Raw genomic sequence first — 19612 nt, forward strand, 5'->3', positions numbered from 1 at the left:
CATGCTCGATATCGACGGCGATCGTCTCAATGCCCGGCTCGAAGATTTTGCCGCCATCGGCGGCACGGCGAAGGGCGGCGTCAACCATCAGGCGCTGACAGAAGGCGATCGACGCGCGCGGCGGCTTCTGGCCGAGCTTGCCTGGGCGAGGGGATTCCTCGTCTTCCAGGATCCGATGGCCAACCTCTTCCTCCGCCGCAAGGGCCTGAAGGATACGCTCGCGCCGGTGGTCATCGGCAGTCATCTCGACAGCCAGCCGGCCGGCGGCCGGTTCGACGGCGCGCTCGGCACCCTCTCCGCCTTCGAGGTGCTGGAGAGCCTGGAGGATGCGGGGATCGAGACAGAGCGTCCCGTCGTCGTGGTCTCATGGACCAACGAGGAGGGGTCCGCTTTGCGCCCGGCTGCATGGGGTCCATGGCGTTTTCGGCGGGCGAGATCCCTTCCGCCTGGCGGGGCAAAGTCGCTACCGATGGCGCGGACTTTGCTGAGGAACTGGCGAAGACGATTGCGAGCCTGCCGGAGGCCGAGATGCTGCGTCTCGGCTTTCCGCTTCACGCCTATATCGAAGTCCATATCGAACAAGGGCCTTCGCTCGAGGCGAACGACATCCCGATCGGCGTAGTAAAGGGCATCCAGGGCACGCGTTGGCTTGATGTGGCGGTGACCGGACAGACCGCCCACGCAGGCACGACCGGATTGTCCTATCGCCGCGACCCGCTGCACGCGCTGACCTGCGCACTGTCGGGCCTCTACGAGGCGGTGATGCCGGCCGATCCGGACGCCCGTTTCACCGTTGGGCGGATTTCGGCCGAGCCCGGCTCGGTCAATGCGATCCCGGATCAGGTCCGCTGCACGGTCGATATGCGTCATCCCGAACCATCGCGGCTGGACGAGATCGAACGGTTCGTGACATCGCGCATAACGGAGGAAGCGAAGCGGCAGGGTTGCAACGCCGAGATCGCCCGATCCTTCGATATGGCACCCTGCGTTTTTTCCGACGCGTTGCAGCAGACGATCGAGCAGGCAGCAGGCGCGCGCAAGGTCAAAAGTACGCGGATGCTGTCAGGCGCCTTTCATGATGCGCTGTTCGTCAATCGCGTCGCGCCGGCCGCGATGATCTTCGTTCCGTGCCGCGATGGGCTCAGCCACAACGAGGCCGAGTATGTCGAACGGGCGCATGCCGTCATCGGCTGCGATGGGCTTGCGCAGGCCACGCTCGCGATTGCCTGCGAGAGCAAAAATGGGCACTCATGATTTTGGATTGAAATATTTTCAATTCGGCCAGTTCGACGTTGACGCCATGCGCCAGCAGTTCCGCCATCGCCCATTCGCTGTCGGCATCGTCGCCGACGGCAGTCGCGAGATCCACCTGAAGCCCGTAGGGCGAGCCGACGGCCGCGGCGGCGACGGCCAGATTGGCGGCCGGGCCACCGAGCGCCTTGTCGATATGGTTTGCGGCCACGCGATCGTCGCGGTGCGGCAGGACCTGCACCCGGCAGAGATAATCGACGCAGATATGGCCGACGACGAGCAGCCGCGGATTGCCCTCCGCCGCCTTGACCTTGCGCGCCGACATCATCGGCAGCGAACGCGCGAACACGCTTGGCCAATAGGCAAGCTTCTGAATGGTCTCCTGAATTTTCTCGGCTGTCTCCGCTTTGACCGGCACCGTCCCGTTGAGGAAATTGGACACGGTACCGAGCGAAACACCGGCGGCGCGCGCAACATCCGTAATCGTGGGACGGCCTTTTTTCATCGTTTCCCTGCCAATTGAAGCGCTCCAAGCGTATGGGCGGGCTTCGCAGGCGTCAAAGAAACGATATTCCAATTTTTATCGAAGTTTTTGCTAATAGCTTAGGTATTCGATCAATGCTTGGAAGCCCAGCGCTGTAAAGTTCTTTCCAAAGTTCCATAATAACTCCTACGCCGCAATGTGGTATTTTGATACCAAACTCGCGTATCATCCCTCTGGAATGGACGGCGGCGACGGTCCATAAATGCCACCGCCGAAGCAAGTTGCGGGTTGTCGGTAAGATTAATGGCTACAAAGAAAGCCGTTCCCGGCAGATCACCTCGCCAACAGCCTCCAGCGCCTTCACGCGCTCAACAAGCCAGGCGAGCTCCTCCGCGGTGATTTTGTATTTCGACGAATATCTCGCTTCGACGTAGGCTTTGGACAGCAGCTCGAAGCATCGACGTGAAGAACGATTGTCGCGCGGCCAAGCGGCGATTAGTCGGCTGTCTACCCCCTCGGCCTGAGAGCTGCAACACCTTTATTCGATGCGATTTGGGACTATAGAGAGTGAGCGTCAGCAGGGCGCAATGATAAGCGCGTTCGGTAGCTTGATGCAGCATGAATGCTCCGTCGCGCCAGAAGCCATTGGAAATGCTGAATTCCGCAATCTTTCGTGCCTCCTGAGACAACTGGTGCCACTGTTCGAAGTAACTCTTCGCCTCCGCGCTCTCTTCCTCCGGCGTCAGCGGCTTCGGCTCCGCCAGCGGATGGCCAGGCTGCTCGTAGAGGACGATGCCGTCTCTGGCGATGTCGACGAAGAAGGGACGTCCGCGGGCGAGCTGATCGTTGACGTCCTGGAGTGTGTGGACGATCGGCACGACCGGTGTGTCGATGCGATGGCCGATCTGCTCTTTCAATAGCTGCTCTTCGATGCCTTCCCAGAGGTCATGCTCATCGGCAAAGGACTTCTTGTTGACGACGATCAATAGGTCGTAGTCGGAGCGGTAGCCGCTGAGGCGATCCTCGACCCAGTCACCCCGGGCGTAGGATCCGTAGGGAGGCGGCTAAGACTTGCATCCCTTCGCCGGAGGTAGCTGATTGGTAGGATCAATCTGACGCGACCTTCGCCGTCGGCGGCGCCAGTGGCACTCGCTTCGAGCCCATCATCGAAGTGGCGGCTTTGTCCGTCAGACCTCCCGCGCGGGGTTTCCAACCACCGTTGCGCCTTCCGCGATGTCGCGGGTGACGACTGAACCGGCGCCGACGATGGCGCCGTCGCAACGGGCAATATGCATCGATTTGACGCGGTCTTTGATGTGATCGAACGCTAGCATATCAACGGCTACCTATAGGTCAAAGAGCGGATACAGTACGCCTCTTCGAAGATTTGCTTGCATCGCAGAACTCGATCTGAGGATTTTCCTCCATGTACAGCCGGAAACTCTTGGATCGTGGACTAGGTGTCCACGTTCTGCCGGCAATATGTTTCCGTCCGGCAGGCGACGTTCGTGACATCAGCGATTTGCCGATCCGCACGAGTTGCGAACGATAAGGCTTGTTTTCACCCTCACTGTCTTCGGCGCCTTGCCCGGATCCTTTATCCGGTCGAGCAGGAGCTTGGCCGACCTACGGCCGAGTTCGATGCAGGGTTGAGCGATGACAGTCAGGCGCGGTTCGAAGCAATCGGCCCATTCGAAATCGTCAAATCCAACGAGTGCGATATCGTCCGGAACATGTTTGCCAAGCGATTTCAGTCCTCGCATAATGCCGATCGTCGTCATGTTGTTGCCGGCAACGAGTGCTGTCGGACATACCGCACGGCTCATCATCTCAATCGTGGCTCTTGCCGCGCTGTCCACATCGTTCGAACCCGGCGCGACAGTGCATTCGCTAGCTTGCAATTTCGCGCGGCGCACGGCGTTCACGAAACCATCGATGCGCTCCGAGGTCGTGGCGAAACCGGTGTGCCCCGGGATCATGCCAATCCGGGTATGGCCCAGCTCAACGAGATGCTCGACCAAAACCTCCATCGATTTGGCATTCTGCACGCCGACCTGATCGAATTTCGTGGAAGCCAGCCGGTCGACGAGAACGGTCGGGATGCCATGATCTTCGAGATAGCGAAGCGCGCCAGATCCGTCCGTCGAGCAGGGCGCGATGATAATCCCGTCGACGCGCAACTGGTGCAGCGCCTGAACGACCTCCAGCTCCTTTTCGGGTGTGTCATGCGTATCGGCGAGGAAAACGGTCATGCCGCAGGCGGCGCATTCGCTTTCCACGGCACGGATGATATCGGCAAAGTAGGGATTTGATATCGCTGATATGGCGATGCCGACGCTGTTGCTCGATGAGCGGGCCAACGCGCGGGCAAGCGTGTTGGGGGTATATCCGGTGCGCGCAACAGCATCACGCACCGCTTGTTCCGTTTCCGGCTTGACAAATCGCGTCCCATTGATGACGTGGGATACGGTGGATTGCGAAACTCCGGCAATCCTTGCAACATCGGCAATCGTGGCCATTTACCTTGCTTCTCAGTCAAATCGTGTTTCTAAACACCTCGTCTATCGAGTCGGCGCGGCCTCGACCAGACAAGCCCGTCATCTATCCAACGCTACATTATTCCCCGAATCGGGGTCGAAGAAATGGGCGTGAGCCATATCGAACGCGAAGATGCGCTCCTCGCCCTGCCTTGCGGTTTCCTCCGGCCCCACTCTGGCAATGACCCGGCAGGCCCCGTGCGTGATGTCGAGAAGCGTCTCCGAGCCCAGAAACTGGCACACCTCGATCTTGAAGCTCGTTGCTCCCGTGCGTGTGTCTCCAGCGGCCAGCAGCCTGATATGTTCCGGCCGGAGCCCGAGGGTGACGGAGCGAAGGCCGGACTTCGCCAGTTCGACTTGCCGGTGTTGCGGAACCGAAATGCGGATGTCATTCTTCGCATCCACCAGTTCGGCGGGCGAGGCGACGTCGAGATCGACGAAATTCATCGACGGTGAGCCGATAAAGCCGGCGACGAAGCGGTTTGCCGGGCGGCGGTACACCTCCATCGGCGCCGCTGCCTGCTGGATCGTGCCGCCGTTCATCACCACGATGCGGGAGCCCATCGTCATGGCTTCCGACTGATCATGCGTGACGTAGACGGTGGTGATCCCCAGTTCCTGATGCATCTTGCTGAGAAAGCTTCGGGCTTCGACACGCAGTTTTGCGTCCAGATTGGACAGGGGCTCATCCATCAAAAAGACGCCGGGCCGGCGCACCAGCGCACGACCGAGCGCCACTCGCTGGCGCTGTCCGCCGGAAAGTTCCCGCGGGAACCGGTCGAGATAGCTCTCCAGCTTCAGTCTTTTCGATACGACCGCCACCAGTTGATCGGCTTCTGCGGTCGGCACACGGCGGGTCTTCAGGCCGAAGCTGATATTGTCGCGGACATTCATATGCGGAAACAGCGCATAGGACTGGAAGACCATCGAGATGTTGCGGTCCTTCGGCGGCAGATGTGTGACATCGACGCCGCCGATCATCAACCGCCCGGCGGAAATGGATTCCAGGCCGGCGATCATCTGCAGCGTGGTGGACTTGCCGCAACCGGACGGGCCGACAAGCACTGTGAATTCGCCGTCCGGAATGGTCAGGTCCAGGCTTGGAATGATAGTATGGGCGCCGTATCTTTTTTCGATGTGGGTGAGAGAAACTTCAGCCATGTGAATGCAATTTCCTTATGCTGGAATAACGTTGCTCAACCCTTGACGGCGCCGGCGAAATTGCCCGAGGCAATCTTGCGGTAGGTCAGGATGAACAGGACGATGATGGGAAGCTGGGAGATGACGAGGCCGGCGGCCGGCAGGTTGAACACGGCCATGTAGCGATCGCTGTTCAGCTTCAGCATGCCGACCGTGACCGGAAAATTCTGCTCGGAATTCAAAAGCACCAGGCCGAAGACGAACTCCTTCCAGATAGCGATGAAATTCAGCGTGAAGCCCACGACGATGCCCGGTAGGGACAGCGGCAGGATGATCTTGTAGAACACTTGGAAATCGGTCGCCCCTTCGACATAGGCCGCCTTCTCGATTTCCCGCGGGATGCTGGTCATGAAACCGCGCAGGATAAGAATCTGGGCCGGCATGCCATAGGCGCCATGAACGATGATCAAGCCGATCTTGGTGTCGAGCAGATGCAGCGTGCGCAGCGTGTCGTAGAGCGGGATGAGCACGGTCTGCTGCGGCAGCATGAGACCGGTCAGGATCAGCCCGAAGATGAACGTCTTGCCGGGCACCTCCATGCGCGACAGGGCAAAGGCCGGAACCAGCGCCAGGAGAACCGCCAGCGCCGAACCGGCGGTCGCATAGAGGAAGCTGTTGGCGAGCAGGCCGCTGAAACCCAGCGAATTCCAGACATCGATATAGGGCTGGAAGGTAGGGTGCGACGGAATGGAAAAGGGACCTGCGAGAAAGTCCTGGTTCGACTTGATCGAGGTAATCAGCACCAGCACGATCGGGCCGGACCAGACGGCAAGGAGGACAGCAAGCAGGGTATAGCCGAGAAACCGTGCCGTGAAGCGGAAGAGATCGCGCCGATGTACCAGAACGAGCGTGTCAGACATCGAAGGCTCCCTTCATCAGCTTCTTCAGGATGATCAGGGCCATCAGCGCAGAGACGGCGAGGATCGCCACGGAGATGGCGGCGCCGTAGCCGAAGCGCGTGTTCCAGAAGCTTTCGAGATAGACGATGTAACCGAGGACATTGGTATAGCCGAAGGGCGCACCCTTGGTCATGACGGCGACTAGGTCGAAGGCGCGCAGCGATTCAAACAGCGTCAGCATCACGACGACGGCGGTGACGGGCCGCAATTGCGGAATAGCCACCTTGGTCAACATCCGCCAGTGTCCTGCCCCTTCGATGCGGGCGGCATCGAATGTCTCCTTCGGCACATCGCCGAGACCGGCATAATAGAAGATCATCGGCATACCGGTAAAAGCCCAGCCGGACACGATCGCCAGCGTATAGATCGCGACCTTGTAGTTTCCGAACCATTCCGTCACCAGGAAGCCGAGTCCGACGGAACGCAGAACGGTATCGAAAGCGCCGAACAGCGGGTTGAGGATCAGCAGAAACATCAGGCCGACGGAGATCAGCGACATCGTCACAGGAAAGAAGATGATGGTCCGCACCAGGGCCGGCGCAGGCAGGATCCTGTTGCGCAGCGCATAGGCGATCAGCAGGCCGGCGAGAACGGGGAATGCGAGAGTAACGGCCAGCCATTTGAAATTGTTGATCAGCGCAATCTGGAAATGGCTGTCGCCGATCATGTGCCGGTAGTTTTCCAACCCGACAAAGGTTTTATCAGGTGTCATGCCGTTCCATTCGAACAGGCTGAGATAGATGGTGAACAGGATCGGATAGCCGACGAAAACGGCAAAGACTGCAAGGGGCGTGACAATGCCGAAAATCGTCACGAATGTGTGCTCACGCGCAAAGGCAAAAAATCCCGGACTTTCACCGGATCTGTGTGATGTGCTCATGGACGAGTATCCGTTTCTGCTGGATCGGAAGACCGTGGGCATAATACCCACGGTCGCGGCCGGTCATGGCTGGGAAGGGCGCCATCGCGGCCGTCTAAGCGACCACTAGTCTTCAGAGCTTGCCGCGGGTGCGTACGGCTTCGTCCTCTGTCTGCTGCATGGCATCCTCAGGCGTGATCGCACCGGCAAGCACGCCCTGCAGGCTGTCGAGGAACCTGTCGGAGATTGCAGGCGGCGTGGCATGGTCCACATGCATGAAGGTGAACTGGCCGGCGCTGGCCATTTCCTTGCCCAGGCGCTGTTCCATCTCCGAAAGGCTCGAAAGATCGCCCTGCGTCGAGGAGGGGTAAGGCTTGTCGATCGCAAGCTTTTCGGTCATCGCCGGCTTCGAGATCATCCAGTCGACGAATTCGGCGGCCTCGTCCTTATGCGGGCTCTTGGCATGGATCATGATGGTGTCCTCGGCAAAGACGGACATCACGGGTTTCTTGCCGTCGATGGAGGGCATCGGGAAGAAGTCCATCGGCACGACGCAGCATTTGGCCTGATCGCCGCGGAAGCGTCCGAGGTTGAACGAACCCTGATACCAGTGCAGCGCCTTGCCCTGCGACCACGGCACCATGGCCGGACCGACGTCGATCGAATTGAAAGACGGCTCGAACATGTCGTTCTTCGCCAGGTCGGCCATGATCTTGGTGGTTTCGACGGCACGGGGATCGGTCCACGGGATCGTGTTGTTCACGAGGCCCTGATAGGTGTCGAGCCCGAACTTGTTGACTAGAATGGCCGACCACATGAACTGCGACGGCCATTTTTTCTGGTTCGCCAGCAGGAACGGCCACAGGCCCGCCTTCTTGCCTGCTTCCGCATTGGCCATCAGTTCGTCCCATGTGGTCGGAACCTTCAGGCCGAGTTTCTCGTAGAGGTCCTTGCGATACCAGACGACGGATGCGCCGATTTCGGTGGGAACAAAGTATTTCTTGTCGCCGAAGGTCGCCAATGACACGGACGCCGGCACCAGGAACTTGTCCCAGCCGTATTTTTGATAATAGGTCGTCAGATCGGCAGCAAAACCGTTCTTGATGACTTCCAGCGCGCGGCCGCCTTCCCAGGAATAGAAAACATCCGGCGGATTGCTCGAGGCCAGCTCGATTGTCTGCTTGGTCTTGTAAGTCTCGCCGTCGACGCTCGCTCCGGTCACATGGATGCGGTCACCGTTCTTTTTGTTCCATTCGTCGATGAGCCAGTTTGCGTAGATCTCCGACGAAGGCCACGGGGCGCGATAGAAGTATCGCAATTCGACAGGACCGGCGGCAAAGGCGGGGACTGCGAGACCCGCAACACTCGACAATAGGGCAGCCGCTACCGCACAGCGCGCAATCGCGCGCCGCGAAAACAATGTCATTCTCATTTTATTTTCCTCCAAGGCCCGGAATCGCGACAGTTTGCGCGCGCAGGGCACGTCCTCACTTCGCCACCTCTCCACAGCGGCGTATCAGCCATGCCGTTCACAAGCTGAATCTGCCGCAATTTTCGACGGTTCAGGTGGCTGAGCAGGAGCTGATATTGAGAGGCTAGTACGAAAAAAGCGTTGCGCAAGCGCTTTCCTCGAAGATCGCCCCACAATTGGGAGACTATCACCACCACGGAGCGCGCGCCGTCCTTCCCCCCGATGTGCAAACGGTTGCCGAGACCGTTCCGGGCTACGAAACCTATACCTGGAACGCGCTGTTTGCGCCCGCCGGCACCCCGGCAGACGTCGTTGCTCGTCTGAACCTGGCGGCCAACAAGGCGCTCGCCGATCCAGGCGTTAGCAAGCGCATGGCCGAATTCAGTGCCGTTGTCGTGGGTTCGACGCCCGAGCAGCTCGGCGCACATGTAAAGGCGCAGATCGCCAAATGGACCCCTGTCGTGCGCGACGCCAAGATTGAACTCGAATAGGCACTGCCAAATCTCTGACGAGCGTTGTCGTGCGGATGGAGCCAGCGGGACCGATCGTCGCGGTCCGTTCATAAGCGCTTTCGTAGAAAGCGAATATCTCGGGGTCGGAAAGGCCGAACGCCGGATTATTGGCGATATCCGGATTGTCGAGCTTCGGAAAGCGCCGGGCCTTATGGGTGAGATAGGCTTCCGTGCCGATGAACGCTTGCACGTCCGGTTGGTACAGCAGGCAGTAGACATCGTAATAGTGCCGGAGGAAATTGGCGGGGAACTGTCCGGTTTCCTGCTGCTTGCGATATTTCGTGGAAATGGTCTGGAGCTTTTCCACCAAGGTATAGCCGGGTTCGTAGCAGGGCACGGCCAGCGCGCGATTGTCGATCAACTCGACGCGCGATGACGCAAAATCGTAAGCCCAGGAACTGATGTCGGTTGATGATCCGGTTCCTTTGGAGAGCGATGTGCCCTTTCAGCTCGAAAGCCATGCCCAGCTGCTGCAGGGCCATAAAGGCAGTGCATGATCCAATAGTCCTTCTCGACCAGCACGGGTTGCACCTTAATCTCCTCGGCGACGATGCGCAGCAGGGACGCGAAATCCTTTTGGTTATGCAGGAAATCAACCGGCATGCGTATCTGCTGCGAGTCCGTTGAAGAACTTCCGTGTGCGCACCATACGGTATTCCTTGGCGGCACGGTTGAGGACGCTGCGGTTGCCTTGTAGCGCACGCTCCTTCACGCGGGCCAGTACCTGTTCACGGTCGTCCTCGGCCAGATGGTCGAGATTATTGACTAGGTCGACCAGCAAAAACTCCTTGGTCAGGGTTTTGGGGAACGCCGGTTTCTTGCGGAACTCGAACTCTCGCCCGCCAAGCGTGAAGTTGCCGTGGCGCTTATGGTTGTAAACGACCGTCTTGATATAGAGCTGCGTCGCTCCGACACCCAAACTGTGATAGGCATTGGGCGAAGTGACGAGATAGCGGTCGTCTTTTAGGAAAGCCTCGACGAGGGCGTTATCCTCGGCCGGGGCCTTCCCGAACGCCGTCAGGGGGAAGATGATCTTGAAACGCTAAGACGTGACAGAACTAGGTTTGGCGCACTTCTGGAAAGTTTCGTTGTTTCCGAGCTTTTGAAACTCGCCTCTTGGTCGGAGCGTTTTTCCTTCTCGCATTATCGCACCAAGGACCAGGATGAGGTTGATCTTGTCATCGAAGACCGTCGCGGCCGGATCATCGGAATTGACGTTAAGGCGTCAGCGACGGTCAAATCAGAGGATTTCAAGGGATTGAGGCAGTTGCAAGAGGCAGTCGGAGATCGTTTTGTTCGAGGTCTGGTGCTTCACAATCATGATCGTGTCACTCCCTTCGGAGAGAAACTGCACGCGGCCCCGCTGTCCATTCTTTGGTCGATGTAAGAGCATAACTCGTCAGGTGGCGCCCACGCTTATGTCAAACCGTTCGACAGAAACGGCCTCGCAGTCGTGTCCATCCTGGTTGAGCCGGCTCTGCGAACGGCGGGTCATTCCGTCGACGTGATCGCGGGTAACGTAGATCATTGCCACTCCAAGCTCGGCATGCAACTCGCTCAATTGCGCTTGTATTTTCATCGCGAATGATGGTTGCGGATAGCTCAACTGGATTTTGCCATTCGCAGCGGATCTCTTCGCACATGGCGGCGCGAGTTCTTAGATTCCTGACCCGTCGAGCTCTTGGGCGGCGTCGCCTTCCCAGGGTGAGGGCATCGAGGTGCGATTGAGATTGGCCGAGGGCATCGGCATCCAGCATTTCAATTCCGGCTCGGCGTATTCGATGATGCGGCCGGGCGAGGAATCAGAGGCGCGCCAGCCTTCGGCACCGAACTGATCGCCATGCGACCAATAGGCGAGGTCAACCTCTGCCTGCCCCTGCTCGGACGGGCGGATCGTGACGAGGATGCGACTGCCGTCTTTCGGCGCGCTTGCCATGTGGCGCCAGCGGTCTGGCTCGTCCATCTTTTTCCTCCTGCCTTGCTGTCGGTTGCAAGTGTCGCCTCGCCATCGAAAACGGTCAACTCAAACTTTGCACAACCCATCCTGTGTATTCCGCTGGAAACCGGTCGCTCGAGGAATGGCGTGCCGTGCGGCGGCAGGCGGAAAATCTACCACCGGTGGTGCAGCATGCGCCCTGGCTCGGCCGGTTGCATCGATCCTCCACCAGGCCGGCGTCATGTCCGCCACGCACCTAGCCGCCTTCAACCTCGGCCTGAAATCCATCCCCGTCGATCACTGCGCCAAATGGCATATCCACCACAACCCGGACAGAGCCACTCCGATTAACGGGGACGCGCCAATCGCGTGGAACAACCGCATCCGTTCTTCAACGGCGGTGACAAGGTCTCGTGGATTGATTTCGAGGCGGCAGCGCGGGGCAAGAGCTATTCGTTCCCCATTGATAGTTACATCTGGCAGTTCATCGCTGCCGGCAAGGTTGTCAAGTTCCACTACGTTACGGATACCGCTCAGATGATCAGGATGGCCAAGGGGAATGACCATTGCTGTCGGCCGGTCGCCGGAAAAGGCGGGGCTTCTTCCGCAAAGCAGGGCGGTGGGTTCAACTGATCGCTGCAACACACTCTGCAAACCTCTCTGCGGGCGTCTGATAAAGCAAGGTCTTTCTTGGACGTTCGTTGAGCTGCCTTGCGATAGCACTGAGCTTGGCTTGGCTATGGACGGACAGGTCGGTGCCGCGTGGGAGATATTGGCGCAGCAACCGATTGGTGTTTTCATTCGAACCGCGCTGCCAGAGTGATCGAGGATCGCAGAAGTAGATCTCAACGTCCGCGGCGATTGCCAGTCGCTGGTGGTCGGCCAGTTCCTTTCCCCGATCCCAGGTCAGTGATGGATAGAGTTCGGCCGGTAGTTTCTGCGACTGCCTGATCAAGGCAGAGACCACGCTTTCGCTATCCTTATTGGCGACCTTGATCAGCATCATATAGCGCGAGTGACGCTCAACCAGCGTTGCTATGTAGCTGTTCCTGGATCCACCGATAAGGTCACCTTCCCAATGACGGGAACGGCACGATCTTCGACAGACGGAGGTCTCTCGCTGATGGATATCGCATCCTTGATCTGGCCCAATCCACTCCGTTTGATGCTGGCGTGCCGGGAACGACGGATTGTTCTTCTGCCCTAAGGTGTTCAAGCAATTCCTTTTTCAGCACCCCGCGGGCCTGAATGTACAGGCTGCGATAGATCGTTTCGTGCGACACCTGTTTGAGTGGCTCCGCTGGATAAGGACGCTTGAGCCAGCCAGCAATCTGCTCTGGCGACCATTTCCGCTGTAGCTTGGCAGATACTGTGCGGACCAGGGAAACATAGCAAGCGACTTGCGATAGGCGCACCCGAACTCACATGGGCATTCCACACTGGAGGCTGCCTGCGGTTCAGTAGAAGTGTTGGATGAAACGCGGGTTCCTCAGAAGCGCTGTTGAGGTCTGTCGTTTCATTTAAGTGCGATCAGTCCTATAATCCGGTGGGGGTGAGGCCGAACCAATGGACCGCAAGCTTTCCGCGATCCTCGCTGCAGATGTCGTGGGCTATTCCGCGCTGATGGAACGCGACGAGGCTGGCACATTCGAGCGCCTTCGTGCGGGACGCAAGGAACTGTTTGAGCCGGAGATTGCTCGCCATCGCGGCCAGATTTTCAAGCTTATGGGCGACGGGATGCTCGCCGAATTTGGCAGCGTGGTGGACGCCGTGGAATGCGCAGTCTCGCTGCAGCGCGGGCTGGTGGAACGGAATGCCGCCGTTCCCGAGGACCAGCGGATCCGGGTCAGGATCGGGATCAATCTCGGCGAGGTGATCGTTGAGGGCGAGGACCGGTATGGCGAGGGCGTCAATGTCGCGGCCAGGCTTCAGCAGCTGGCCGACCCGGGCGGCATCTGTGTTTCGGGAAAGGTCGCCAGGGAGGTTGAGAAGAAGCTGGCTTTCGGCTTCGAGCCGATGGGCGAGCAGAAGGTGAAGAATATCGCCGAACCGGTGCAGGCCTTCCGCGTCATCCTTGAGGGACAAGCCCCACGCCAACCAGCGCGGTCATTGCCTCCGCGCTGGGTTTGGGCAGCAGCAGCCGTGCCAGTCCTTATTCTGGTTTTGGCCGGGACGGTCTGGCAATTGTGGCCGACTGCGACAGTAAGTGGCAAACCGTCGGTAGCGGTGCTGCCGTTCGACAACTATGGCGGCGACGAGGCGACCGGACGCCTCGCCGACGGCCTCACCGAGGACATAATCACCGATTTGGCGGGCTTCCCTGAATTCCAGGTGATCGCCCGCAACTCGACAGAACAATACCGGGACAAACCAGCCAGGCCGAGTGAAGTGGGCAAGGCGCTTGGCGCAGGATTTGTGGTCGAGGGTTCCATCCAGCGTCAGTCTGACCGCGTAAGAATTACGGCGCAGCTCATCGACGCCAAAACGGGCAAACATCTTTGGTCGCAGCGCTGGGACCGGCCGGACGAGGACTTGTTCGCAATCCAGATCGAAATTTCCGAGCAGATTTCGAACCGCCTCGGCGGCGGCGCAGGCTTGGTCCAAGAGGCGGGCCGCATCACCGCCCACCGAAAGCCGCCCGAGAATCTCAATGCCTACGAACTTTATCTGCTCGGCAGCGAAAAACTCGAGCAAGTCAATCAGGCGGATGTCGAGGAGGCTGTTAGGCTGCTCACCCGCGCGGTCGAACTGGACCCCGGCCTTGCCCGCGCCTGGGTCGAACTTAGCCATTCCCATGGATTCTTGTCCAACCTCGGCGTCGAACCCGAAAAGAACCGGGCTCTCTCTACCGAGGCTGCCGAGCGCGCCGTCCAGCTCGATCCAAGTGATGCCGAGGCGCATGCTGTTTATGCCATCACTCTAGGTGACAGAGGCGAATTCGAGCACGCCAAGGCAGAGTTCGACACAGCGCTGCGCCTTGCTCCCGGCCAATTCGAAGTTCTGACTTTTTACATCGGTTGGGCCTCGACCTTCGGCGAGCCTGAGCGCGGCGCGCAACTGGTCGACAAGGCGGTCAGTCTCAACCCCGATTTTCCGATGTGGAGCGCCAGGATTTTCACTTACGCCTACTTCATGGCGGGCCGGTATGAGAATGCGATTCGAATGCTCGACCGCGTGACGCCGGAAAGCTATGGAAGGGGGCAGTGGGTGATGCGTTCCGGCGCGCTCGCCGCTCTTGGTCGAAGCGAAGAGGCGAAGGCTTCATTAACGAACGCAACCAAACGGTTTCCCAATTTGACGGTCGAGGGATTTGTCAATCAGCCCGGATTCAATGACGCGGAGCGCCAGCGGTTGATCGAAACCATGCGGCTCGCCGGCTTCCCGGACTGCGCCAAGGCTGAAGAGCTCGCGAAGATCGAGAAGCCGCTGCGCCTGCCGGAGTGTGCTTCGCCGTAAAATGGCGGCCACGGATGACAAACGTCTCGAAGGGGTCCGAAACGCGACCTTCGTTTCACTGACCGCGAAAGCCCAGCTGGCTTCCCGTCGTGCGCCAAGCCCGAGGCGCTGGCGAAGCTCGCCAAACCTGTGCGACTGCCGGAATGCGAGGCAGAGAAGGCAACGCCTCTCGGGCAGCGATAGAACGGCCCTGTGCAACGCGTTCGCGAGCAGCTGTAGTGGCCGCTTCGCGCCCCACAAGCGGACCCCAATTCGGCAATGCCACACGGACTCGTCGAGCGAGGGTAGCCCACTTTCGTCACCGCCCTGATCTGTCGGTCTCACAGTGGATTGAGGCACCGTAAAAACCCCCAATAGCGCGTGAACCGCAAGCGTGTGAGAAACCCATTTCCCGTGAATTTTAGCGTTCCTGGATCGCCCGTCTTGCCACCGAACGAAGTGTCGTTAGTCCGTCGGTCTCTCTGGGCCGGCTTTCCAAACCCGGTACCGGATTTCCACCTCGACAGGCGCAAACACCACGAGGGGAAGCCTGCTGTTGTATCGCAAGAGCGGCTCGTCTGAGCTACGCACGAGCGTTTTTTTCTTGGTGTTATCCGGGCAAGCCATTCTCGTACTCGCGACCACGCCAACCCCGGTAACGACGTCGTAGTCATATCCCCAGCCATCAACCGTACGCTTCTCCAAGCGGGAACTGAAGGTATGCCGATTGCAGTCCACCAACTCGGTTCGACCTACTATCACTCCAACCCGCCGCGCATCTTCGTCGGTACGCTTTGGCAGGAAGATAACGTGTCGTTGCTGGCCCGCGGGTGCCTCGGGAAATGCCTTCAACTCGTCCCGCGCCTTGGACTCCGCCGCAGCAACCCCACTGACCGCGAGCGAAAGGAAAACCAAGACTCGAATCGAGTATTCCGCAGCTTTACCCGCCCAAAATGAAGTTCCCATTTTTCACCCTTTTGTCCTCAATAGTGGCCGAGGTTGGGTTGCCGATACTGCTATCGCTTTGACTTGACGCCCGCCCAGCTTGCGTGCCCAGATCGCGTACCCGTAGATCATCCAGAACGGTCATGTTAGCGTCGGGTTGTATTTCAGCGTCTTGAGATGGAAAAGCAATGTTCGTTTGGGCCGGACTGCCGCTGCTGCCTGAGTAGTGGGGTCTGTGCCGCCATGTCAATGAGTGAGCCTGCGGCTAGAGAGTGTCGATAACCCCACCGTCAACGCGAACGGACGCGCCAGTGGTTGCGGAAGCGAACGGCGAGGCAAGATAGGTCACCAAGTTTGCGACTTCCTCGACACTGGCGGCACGTTGAATGATCGAGCTGCCGCGATGCTGCTTGACGAAGGCGGAAGCGATCTCCTCCAGCGGCAACCCGGTCTTGGCTTGCTCGTCGGCAAGCATCGCTTCCACGCCTTCGGAAAGCGTGGGGCCAGGGAGTACTGAGTTGACGGTGACGCCCGTGCCTGCCATGCGCTTGGCGAGACCGCGGGCAACCGCGATATCGGCAGTCTTGCTGACGCCGTAGTGGATCATCTCGACCGGAATGTTGAAACCGGATTCGGAGGCCAGGAATATCACGCGGCCCCAGTTTAACTTCTGCATGCCTGGGAGATAGGCACGGGAGAGCCTAACGGCGGACATGACGTTGACCTGCCAGTGCCGATCCCAGACCTCGTCGCCGGCGTCGAAAAAGTCGATCGGCTGGAAGATGCCCGCGTTGTTGATCAGGATGTCCACCTGAGGAATTTTGGCGACAAGTGCTGCGCACCCCTGCGCGGTTGAGAGGTCCGCGGCAGCAGACTTGACGCTGCTCCTTGCACCTTCGCCCTTGAGCCGTTCGGCGGCCTTTGCAGTCTTGTCCTCTGACCGGCCGTTGACCACGACATCCGCTCCAGCCCTTGAAAGCTGGCGGGCAATTGCGTAGCCGATGCCTTCCGTTGATCCGGTGACCAAGGCCCTCTTACCAGTGAGATCAATTTGCATTTTCTGCTCCTGTCGAGGTTGGATGACGAAACCTATAGTCAGTTTTGCGGTTTCGCAACGTTCGACCGCCGAGAGGTTCAGCGATCTTCACACGCCTTCCAGGCTCTACACCTGGTACAGTCACACGCTTCTAGTACTCGCTCTACGGATGGCGGCTTTGGGCCCGATAGGAGACACAAACTCCTCGATAGAGCGGATCGTTCATCGTCATCGACTTCGCTCAGCCAAGCGGTACGTTGCCGGCATAAAACGGGCCGCCGATCGCCCAGCCTCCCATACCGAGGCGGGGAATTTCGCGGCCGCCCCAGAGAGTCACCAGCGCTTCACGCCGCGCTCAATTCCTGACATATTTGCGAAGAGACCCAACCGTCATGGATATCGCGTCATGAACTTGCAAACACCTGGAAAAAGCAACACGCGCGCACCTACCGGGTCCGTTACAGGGCTTTGCTCTGCGTCCGCCACCATGTTTGCAGTGGGAATGGCGTTTCTGGGTTACTGGGGAGTGTATGAACAAGGGCGCTGGCATACAATCGATTATCTTGTGATGGTTGTCGCTATCATCGGATTTGCAGTACTTGGTTCCGTGCCTTGGATTGTGACCACACCTGTAGCGGAGGAGGATGCAGACAAAGTCGTCGACGCCAGGCGAGCGATGGCACTGGGGACGGCCCTAATCTGGATGGCCGTCTGTATTGCCGTATTTGCCTGAGTTGCCCTGCACGTGACCCCATACGACCGCAAAATGGATCCATTTGAAGCGATAGCCCAGACCGACGTCCAAAAAATACCTGACGTTAAAGCATTTCACCCTGACCCGCTGATGAGCCAAAATCCGTCAACGATATCGTCAAGCGGCGTGCGGCGATGCCCCCAGCGGGGGAGATCACGGAGAAGATCGATGAAGATCCCCGATCAAAAAGGCGTCCGATCGACTTCATAGACTGCCAGCCTGCCATCGGTCCCAGATCTCCGATCGCTGAGAAGCAGAAAAAATACATGCGACGCCGACGCTTTATGCACACTCCTCTTTGACAAAAGAATAGTGTGTTGCATTCATCCCGTGAGCCCATCGCCAATAACGGTCATTGCCGAGACGAAGTACACATTGCACGGGCAGTTGCGAACCCAATCGAGCCAAACTTCGAGGCGCCCTATTCGGTACATCCGGGGGGAGCTCTATTGCACCCGGTGTCGTTCGCTTGCAAGCCGTCGTCCGCGCCCGCTTTGACAAGCCCGTCGCGAATGTGCTGCGTGTCGGATTCTCGAGCGTAGTGCAAGGTGGCGAGGAAGGACTCGAGGCCGAAGTCGGGGGCGATCGCTCTGACCTTCTTCAAATGCGCAGAACCAGCAACGTCGTCGCCGAGCCAACCGTAGCAGGCGGCGACGAAGGCGTGCTGGACGTGATCCATCACCGAAAGGTGCATGAATGCCTCGATTGCTTCACCGTATTGCCGCGCGGCGAAATACGCCTTCCCGAGATGACTCCAGAATCGTTCCGGGTGATGGGGATTGAGCCGCATCGCCTTGCGAATCCACTCTACCCCTTCTTCCGGCCGACCAAGCCACGTCAAGAGCTCGCCCTGCTGGACCACCACCAGGTCGTAATTGGGGTTGAGCGAAAGGGCACGCTCCTGGTGATAGCGGGCCGTCGTCAGCTCGTTGTTGTTCACGTTCACGGCGGCGAGGATGCGATGTACGTCGGCATCGTTGTCGTCGAGCCCCAGCGCCCGTTCCAGCTCGGCAACGATCTCGGCCCAGACAGCATCCTTGTCCTCGCACCAGCCGAGCACCCACGCCTGCCCGAGGATGCAGGCCCGCCAGGCATGGGCATGCGCATATCCGGGGTCGAGTGCGAGCGCCCTGTCTATCAGGGCCTGGGCCTGCTTATTGTCAGCGACGGTGGCCCGGTGATGCAGCACCTTGGCTGTGAGAGCACATTCGTAGGCGGCCATGTTCGCCGGCTTCGTGCGGGCGAGGTGGTCTCGTTGGGCGGCCTCGAGACGCCCTGGCAGAGTGGCCGCTATCGCTGCCGTCACCTCGTCCTGAATGGCGAAAATGTCGTCCAGCCTTCGGTCGTATCTATCGGCCCAGACATGGGCATCGTTGGCCGCGTCGATGAGCTGGACCGTCACCCGCACCCTGTCGCCGATCTTCCGGACGCTGCCTTCCACCAGATACTGGGCCCCAAGCTTCTCGGCCACTTCGCGCGCGTTCACGGGCTGATTCTTGTAGACGAAACTGGAATTGCGCGAGATGACGAAGAGTTCGTGGCGGCGCGACAGCTCGGTGATGATGTCCTCGGTCAAGCCGTCCGCAAAAAACTCCTGCTCGGGATCGCCGCTCATGTTGTCGAACGGCAGTACGGCGATCGAGGGCTTGGAGACGGCTCGCTTCGCGTCCTTTTCCTCCGGCGAGGCCGGCAGGACGGAGCCCTCTAGCCCCAACCGATAAAGATGCACGGGACGGCTGATGTTCTTCAGCGTCTTCTCGCCCAGGTCCTCGATCGGGACATCGAGGCGGTCAGCAATCTGTGTCGCCACCGCAGCCGTGACGCAGATGCCCCCCACATCGGCCAGTTGCTCGATCCGGGCGGCGATATTCACGCCATCGCCAAAAATGTCGTCGTCGTCGAAAATGATATCGCCGAGATTGATGCCAATCCTGAATTCGATCCGCCGATCCTGAGGCACATCCGAATTGCGCCGCCTCATGCGCTGCTGGATTTCTACGGCGCATTTCACCGCGTCGGTGACGCTCTGGAATTCCACCAGCATGCCGTCGCCCGTCGTCTTGATGATCCGGCCCCCGTTCTTTGCGATGGCGGGATCGATCAATTCGATTCGGTGCGTTTTGAGGCGGGCGATCGTGCCTGCTTCGTCGGCCTCCATCAGCCGACTATAGCCTGCCATATCGGACGCCAGGATTGCGGCGAGTCTTTGTTTCATTAAGTTGCCACCGGACTGGCAGATCAGCGGTCCGGAGCGATTCTAGCGCACCCCAATGCAATCGCCTATCTTTAAGTT

19 protein-coding genes and 5 pseudogenes are annotated in these 19612 nt (G+C 59.2%); 6 read left to right on the forward strand and 18 right to left on the reverse strand.

All coding sequences use genetic code 11. The features are described from left to right. Position 1 precedes the first annotated feature (1 nt). A pseudogene (locus WGT02_RS23570) lies at positions 2-1254 on the forward strand (Zn-dependent hydrolase). Here WGT02_RS23570 and WGT02_RS23575 read toward each other — a convergent pair. From WGT02_RS23575 to WGT02_RS23610, 8 genes and pseudogenes are all read right to left on the reverse strand, one after another. Next, complete coding sequence (locus WGT02_RS23575) at positions 1184-1756, reverse strand: PfkB family carbohydrate kinase (RefSeq protein ID WP_225039976.1); 573 nt, start codon at positions 1754-1756, stop codon at positions 1184-1186. The pseudogene WGT02_RS23570 and the gene WGT02_RS23575 sit on opposite strands and share 71 nt — an antisense overlap. A 286-nt stretch (positions 1757-2042) precedes the next feature. After that, positions 2043-2790: pseudogene (locus tag WGT02_RS23580) on the reverse strand (HEPN domain-containing protein); the annotation flags it as partial. Between the two features lie 132 nt (positions 2791-2922). Then, complete coding sequence (locus WGT02_RS23585; protein ID WP_263623043.1) at positions 2923-3069, reverse strand: hypothetical protein; 147 nt, start codon at positions 3067-3069, stop codon at positions 2923-2925. Between the two features lie 180 nt (positions 3070-3249). Then, entirely contained in the window at positions 3250-4254 is a 1005-nt protein-coding gene (locus tag WGT02_RS23590; RefSeq protein WP_024316003.1) for a LacI family DNA-binding transcriptional regulator, read from the reverse strand. 78 nt (positions 4255-4332) lie between these two features. Beyond that, positions 4333-5433, reverse strand: a complete 1101-nt coding sequence (locus tag WGT02_RS23595) for an ABC transporter ATP-binding protein (RefSeq protein WP_024316004.1) — start codon at positions 5431-5433, stop codon at positions 4333-4335. A 35-nt stretch (positions 5434-5468) separates the two neighbouring features. Next, on the reverse strand, positions 5469-6332 hold the full coding sequence (locus tag WGT02_RS23600; RefSeq protein WP_208247035.1) for a carbohydrate ABC transporter permease: 864 nt from the start codon (positions 6330-6332) through the stop codon (positions 5469-5471). After that, positions 6325-7251 (reverse strand): carbohydrate ABC transporter permease, encoded by a 927-nt coding sequence (locus tag WGT02_RS23605; RefSeq protein WP_024316006.1) that lies wholly within the window; start codon positions 7249-7251, stop codon positions 6325-6327. Before WGT02_RS23605 ends, WGT02_RS23600 begins: the two co-directional genes overlap by 8 nt. A gap of 112 nt (positions 7252-7363) precedes the next feature. Next, positions 7364-8662: an ABC transporter substrate-binding protein gene (locus tag WGT02_RS23610; protein WP_024316007.1), complete on the reverse strand. Its 1299-nt coding sequence runs from the start codon at positions 8660-8662 to the stop codon at positions 7364-7366. Positions 8663-8887: 225 nt separating this feature from the next. On the opposite strand from WGT02_RS23610, the pseudogene WGT02_RS23615 reads away from it, so the two are divergent. After that, a pseudogene (locus tag WGT02_RS23615) lies at positions 8888-9192 on the forward strand (tripartite tricarboxylate transporter substrate-binding protein); the annotation flags it as partial. Here WGT02_RS23615 and WGT02_RS23620 read toward each other — a convergent pair. Genes WGT02_RS23620 through WGT02_RS23630 form a run of 3 tightly spaced genes read right to left on the reverse strand, consistent with a single transcriptional unit; the run spans position 9083 to position 10132 of the window. After that, positions 9083-9550 (reverse strand): nucleotidyl transferase AbiEii/AbiGii toxin family protein, encoded by a 468-nt coding sequence (locus WGT02_RS23620; RefSeq protein WP_318246576.1) that lies wholly within the window; start codon positions 9548-9550, stop codon positions 9083-9085. The pseudogene WGT02_RS23615 and the gene WGT02_RS23620 sit on opposite strands and share 110 nt — an antisense overlap. A gap of 20 nt (positions 9551-9570) precedes the next feature. Then, the gene (locus WGT02_RS23625) at positions 9571-9816 is read right to left on the reverse strand and encodes a hypothetical protein (RefSeq protein ID WP_225039974.1); all 246 of its coding nucleotides are present in this window, start codon (positions 9814-9816) and stop codon (positions 9571-9573) included. After that, entirely contained in the window at positions 9806-10132 is a 327-nt protein-coding gene (locus WGT02_RS23630; protein WP_225039972.1) for a hypothetical protein, read from the reverse strand. The genes WGT02_RS23625 and WGT02_RS23630 overlap by 11 nt, the downstream gene beginning before the upstream one ends. Positions 10133-10255: 123 nt before the next feature. Between WGT02_RS23630 and WGT02_RS23635 the strand changes: the two are divergent. Next, positions 10256-10600: pseudogene (locus WGT02_RS23635) on the forward strand (DUF4143 domain-containing protein); the annotation flags it as partial. 12 nt (positions 10601-10612) lie between these two features. Here the strand turns inward: WGT02_RS23635 and WGT02_RS23640 are convergent. Further along, the gene (locus WGT02_RS23640; protein WP_258579700.1) at positions 10613-10741 is read right to left on the reverse strand and encodes a hypothetical protein; all 129 of its coding nucleotides are present in this window, start codon (positions 10739-10741) and stop codon (positions 10613-10615) included. Between the two features lie 129 nt (positions 10742-10870). Then, the gene (locus tag WGT02_RS23645) at positions 10871-11176 is read right to left on the reverse strand and encodes a hypothetical protein (RefSeq protein WP_024316012.1); all 306 of its coding nucleotides are present in this window, start codon (positions 11174-11176) and stop codon (positions 10871-10873) included. Positions 11177-11518: 342 nt separating this feature from the next. On the opposite strand from WGT02_RS23645, the gene WGT02_RS23650 reads away from it, so the two are divergent. Then, positions 11519-11782: a hypothetical protein gene (locus WGT02_RS23650; protein ID WP_208247037.1), complete on the forward strand. Its 264-nt coding sequence runs from the start codon at positions 11519-11521 to the stop codon at positions 11780-11782. Here WGT02_RS23650 and WGT02_RS23655 read toward each other — a convergent pair. Next, entirely contained in the window at positions 11775-12365 is a 591-nt protein-coding gene (locus tag WGT02_RS23655; protein ID WP_208247039.1) for an IS30 family transposase, read from the reverse strand. The two genes, WGT02_RS23650 and WGT02_RS23655, sit on opposite strands and share 8 nt — an antisense overlap. Before the next feature lie 350 nt (positions 12366-12715). Between WGT02_RS23655 and WGT02_RS23660 the strand changes: the two genes are divergently transcribed. Further along, complete coding sequence (locus WGT02_RS23660) at positions 12716-14605, forward strand: adenylate/guanylate cyclase domain-containing protein (RefSeq protein ID WP_208247041.1); 1890 nt, start codon at positions 12716-12718, stop codon at positions 14603-14605. Positions 14606-15049: 444 nt separating this feature from the next. On the opposite strand, the gene eco is transcribed toward WGT02_RS23660, so the two are convergent. From eco to WGT02_RS23675, 3 genes and pseudogenes are all read right to left on the reverse strand, one after another. Then, on the reverse strand, positions 15050-15550 hold the full coding sequence (gene eco / locus WGT02_RS23665; RefSeq protein WP_208247043.1) for a serine protease inhibitor ecotin: 501 nt from the start codon (positions 15548-15550) through the stop codon (positions 15050-15052). Positions 15551-15794: 244 nt separating this feature from the next. Continuing rightward, positions 15795-16586: an SDR family NAD(P)-dependent oxidoreductase gene (locus WGT02_RS23670; protein ID WP_208247045.1), complete on the reverse strand. Its 792-nt coding sequence runs from the start codon at positions 16584-16586 to the stop codon at positions 15795-15797. Between the two features lie 200 nt (positions 16587-16786). Beyond that, positions 16787-16905 (reverse strand): annotated as a pseudogene (locus WGT02_RS23675) (aldo/keto reductase); the annotation flags it as partial. A gap of 66 nt (positions 16906-16971) precedes the next feature. On the opposite strand from WGT02_RS23675, the gene WGT02_RS23680 reads away from it, so the two are divergent. Continuing rightward, on the forward strand, positions 16972-17298 hold the full coding sequence (locus WGT02_RS23680; protein WP_024316018.1) for a hypothetical protein: 327 nt from the start codon (positions 16972-16974) through the stop codon (positions 17296-17298). A 442-nt stretch (positions 17299-17740) separates the two neighbouring features. Here the strand turns inward: WGT02_RS23680 and WGT02_RS23685 are convergent, their stop codons facing one another. After that, positions 17741-19534 (reverse strand): adenylate/guanylate cyclase domain-containing protein, encoded by a 1794-nt coding sequence (locus WGT02_RS23685; RefSeq protein WP_208247048.1) that lies wholly within the window; start codon positions 19532-19534, stop codon positions 17741-17743. Between the last annotated feature and the right edge of the window lie 78 nt (positions 19535-19612).

The sequence above is a fragment of the Rhizobium sp. T1470 genome (genome assembly GCF_042140505.1).
Classification (GTDB): Bacteria; Pseudomonadota; Alphaproteobacteria; order Rhizobiales; family Rhizobiaceae; genus Rhizobium; species Rhizobium favelukesii.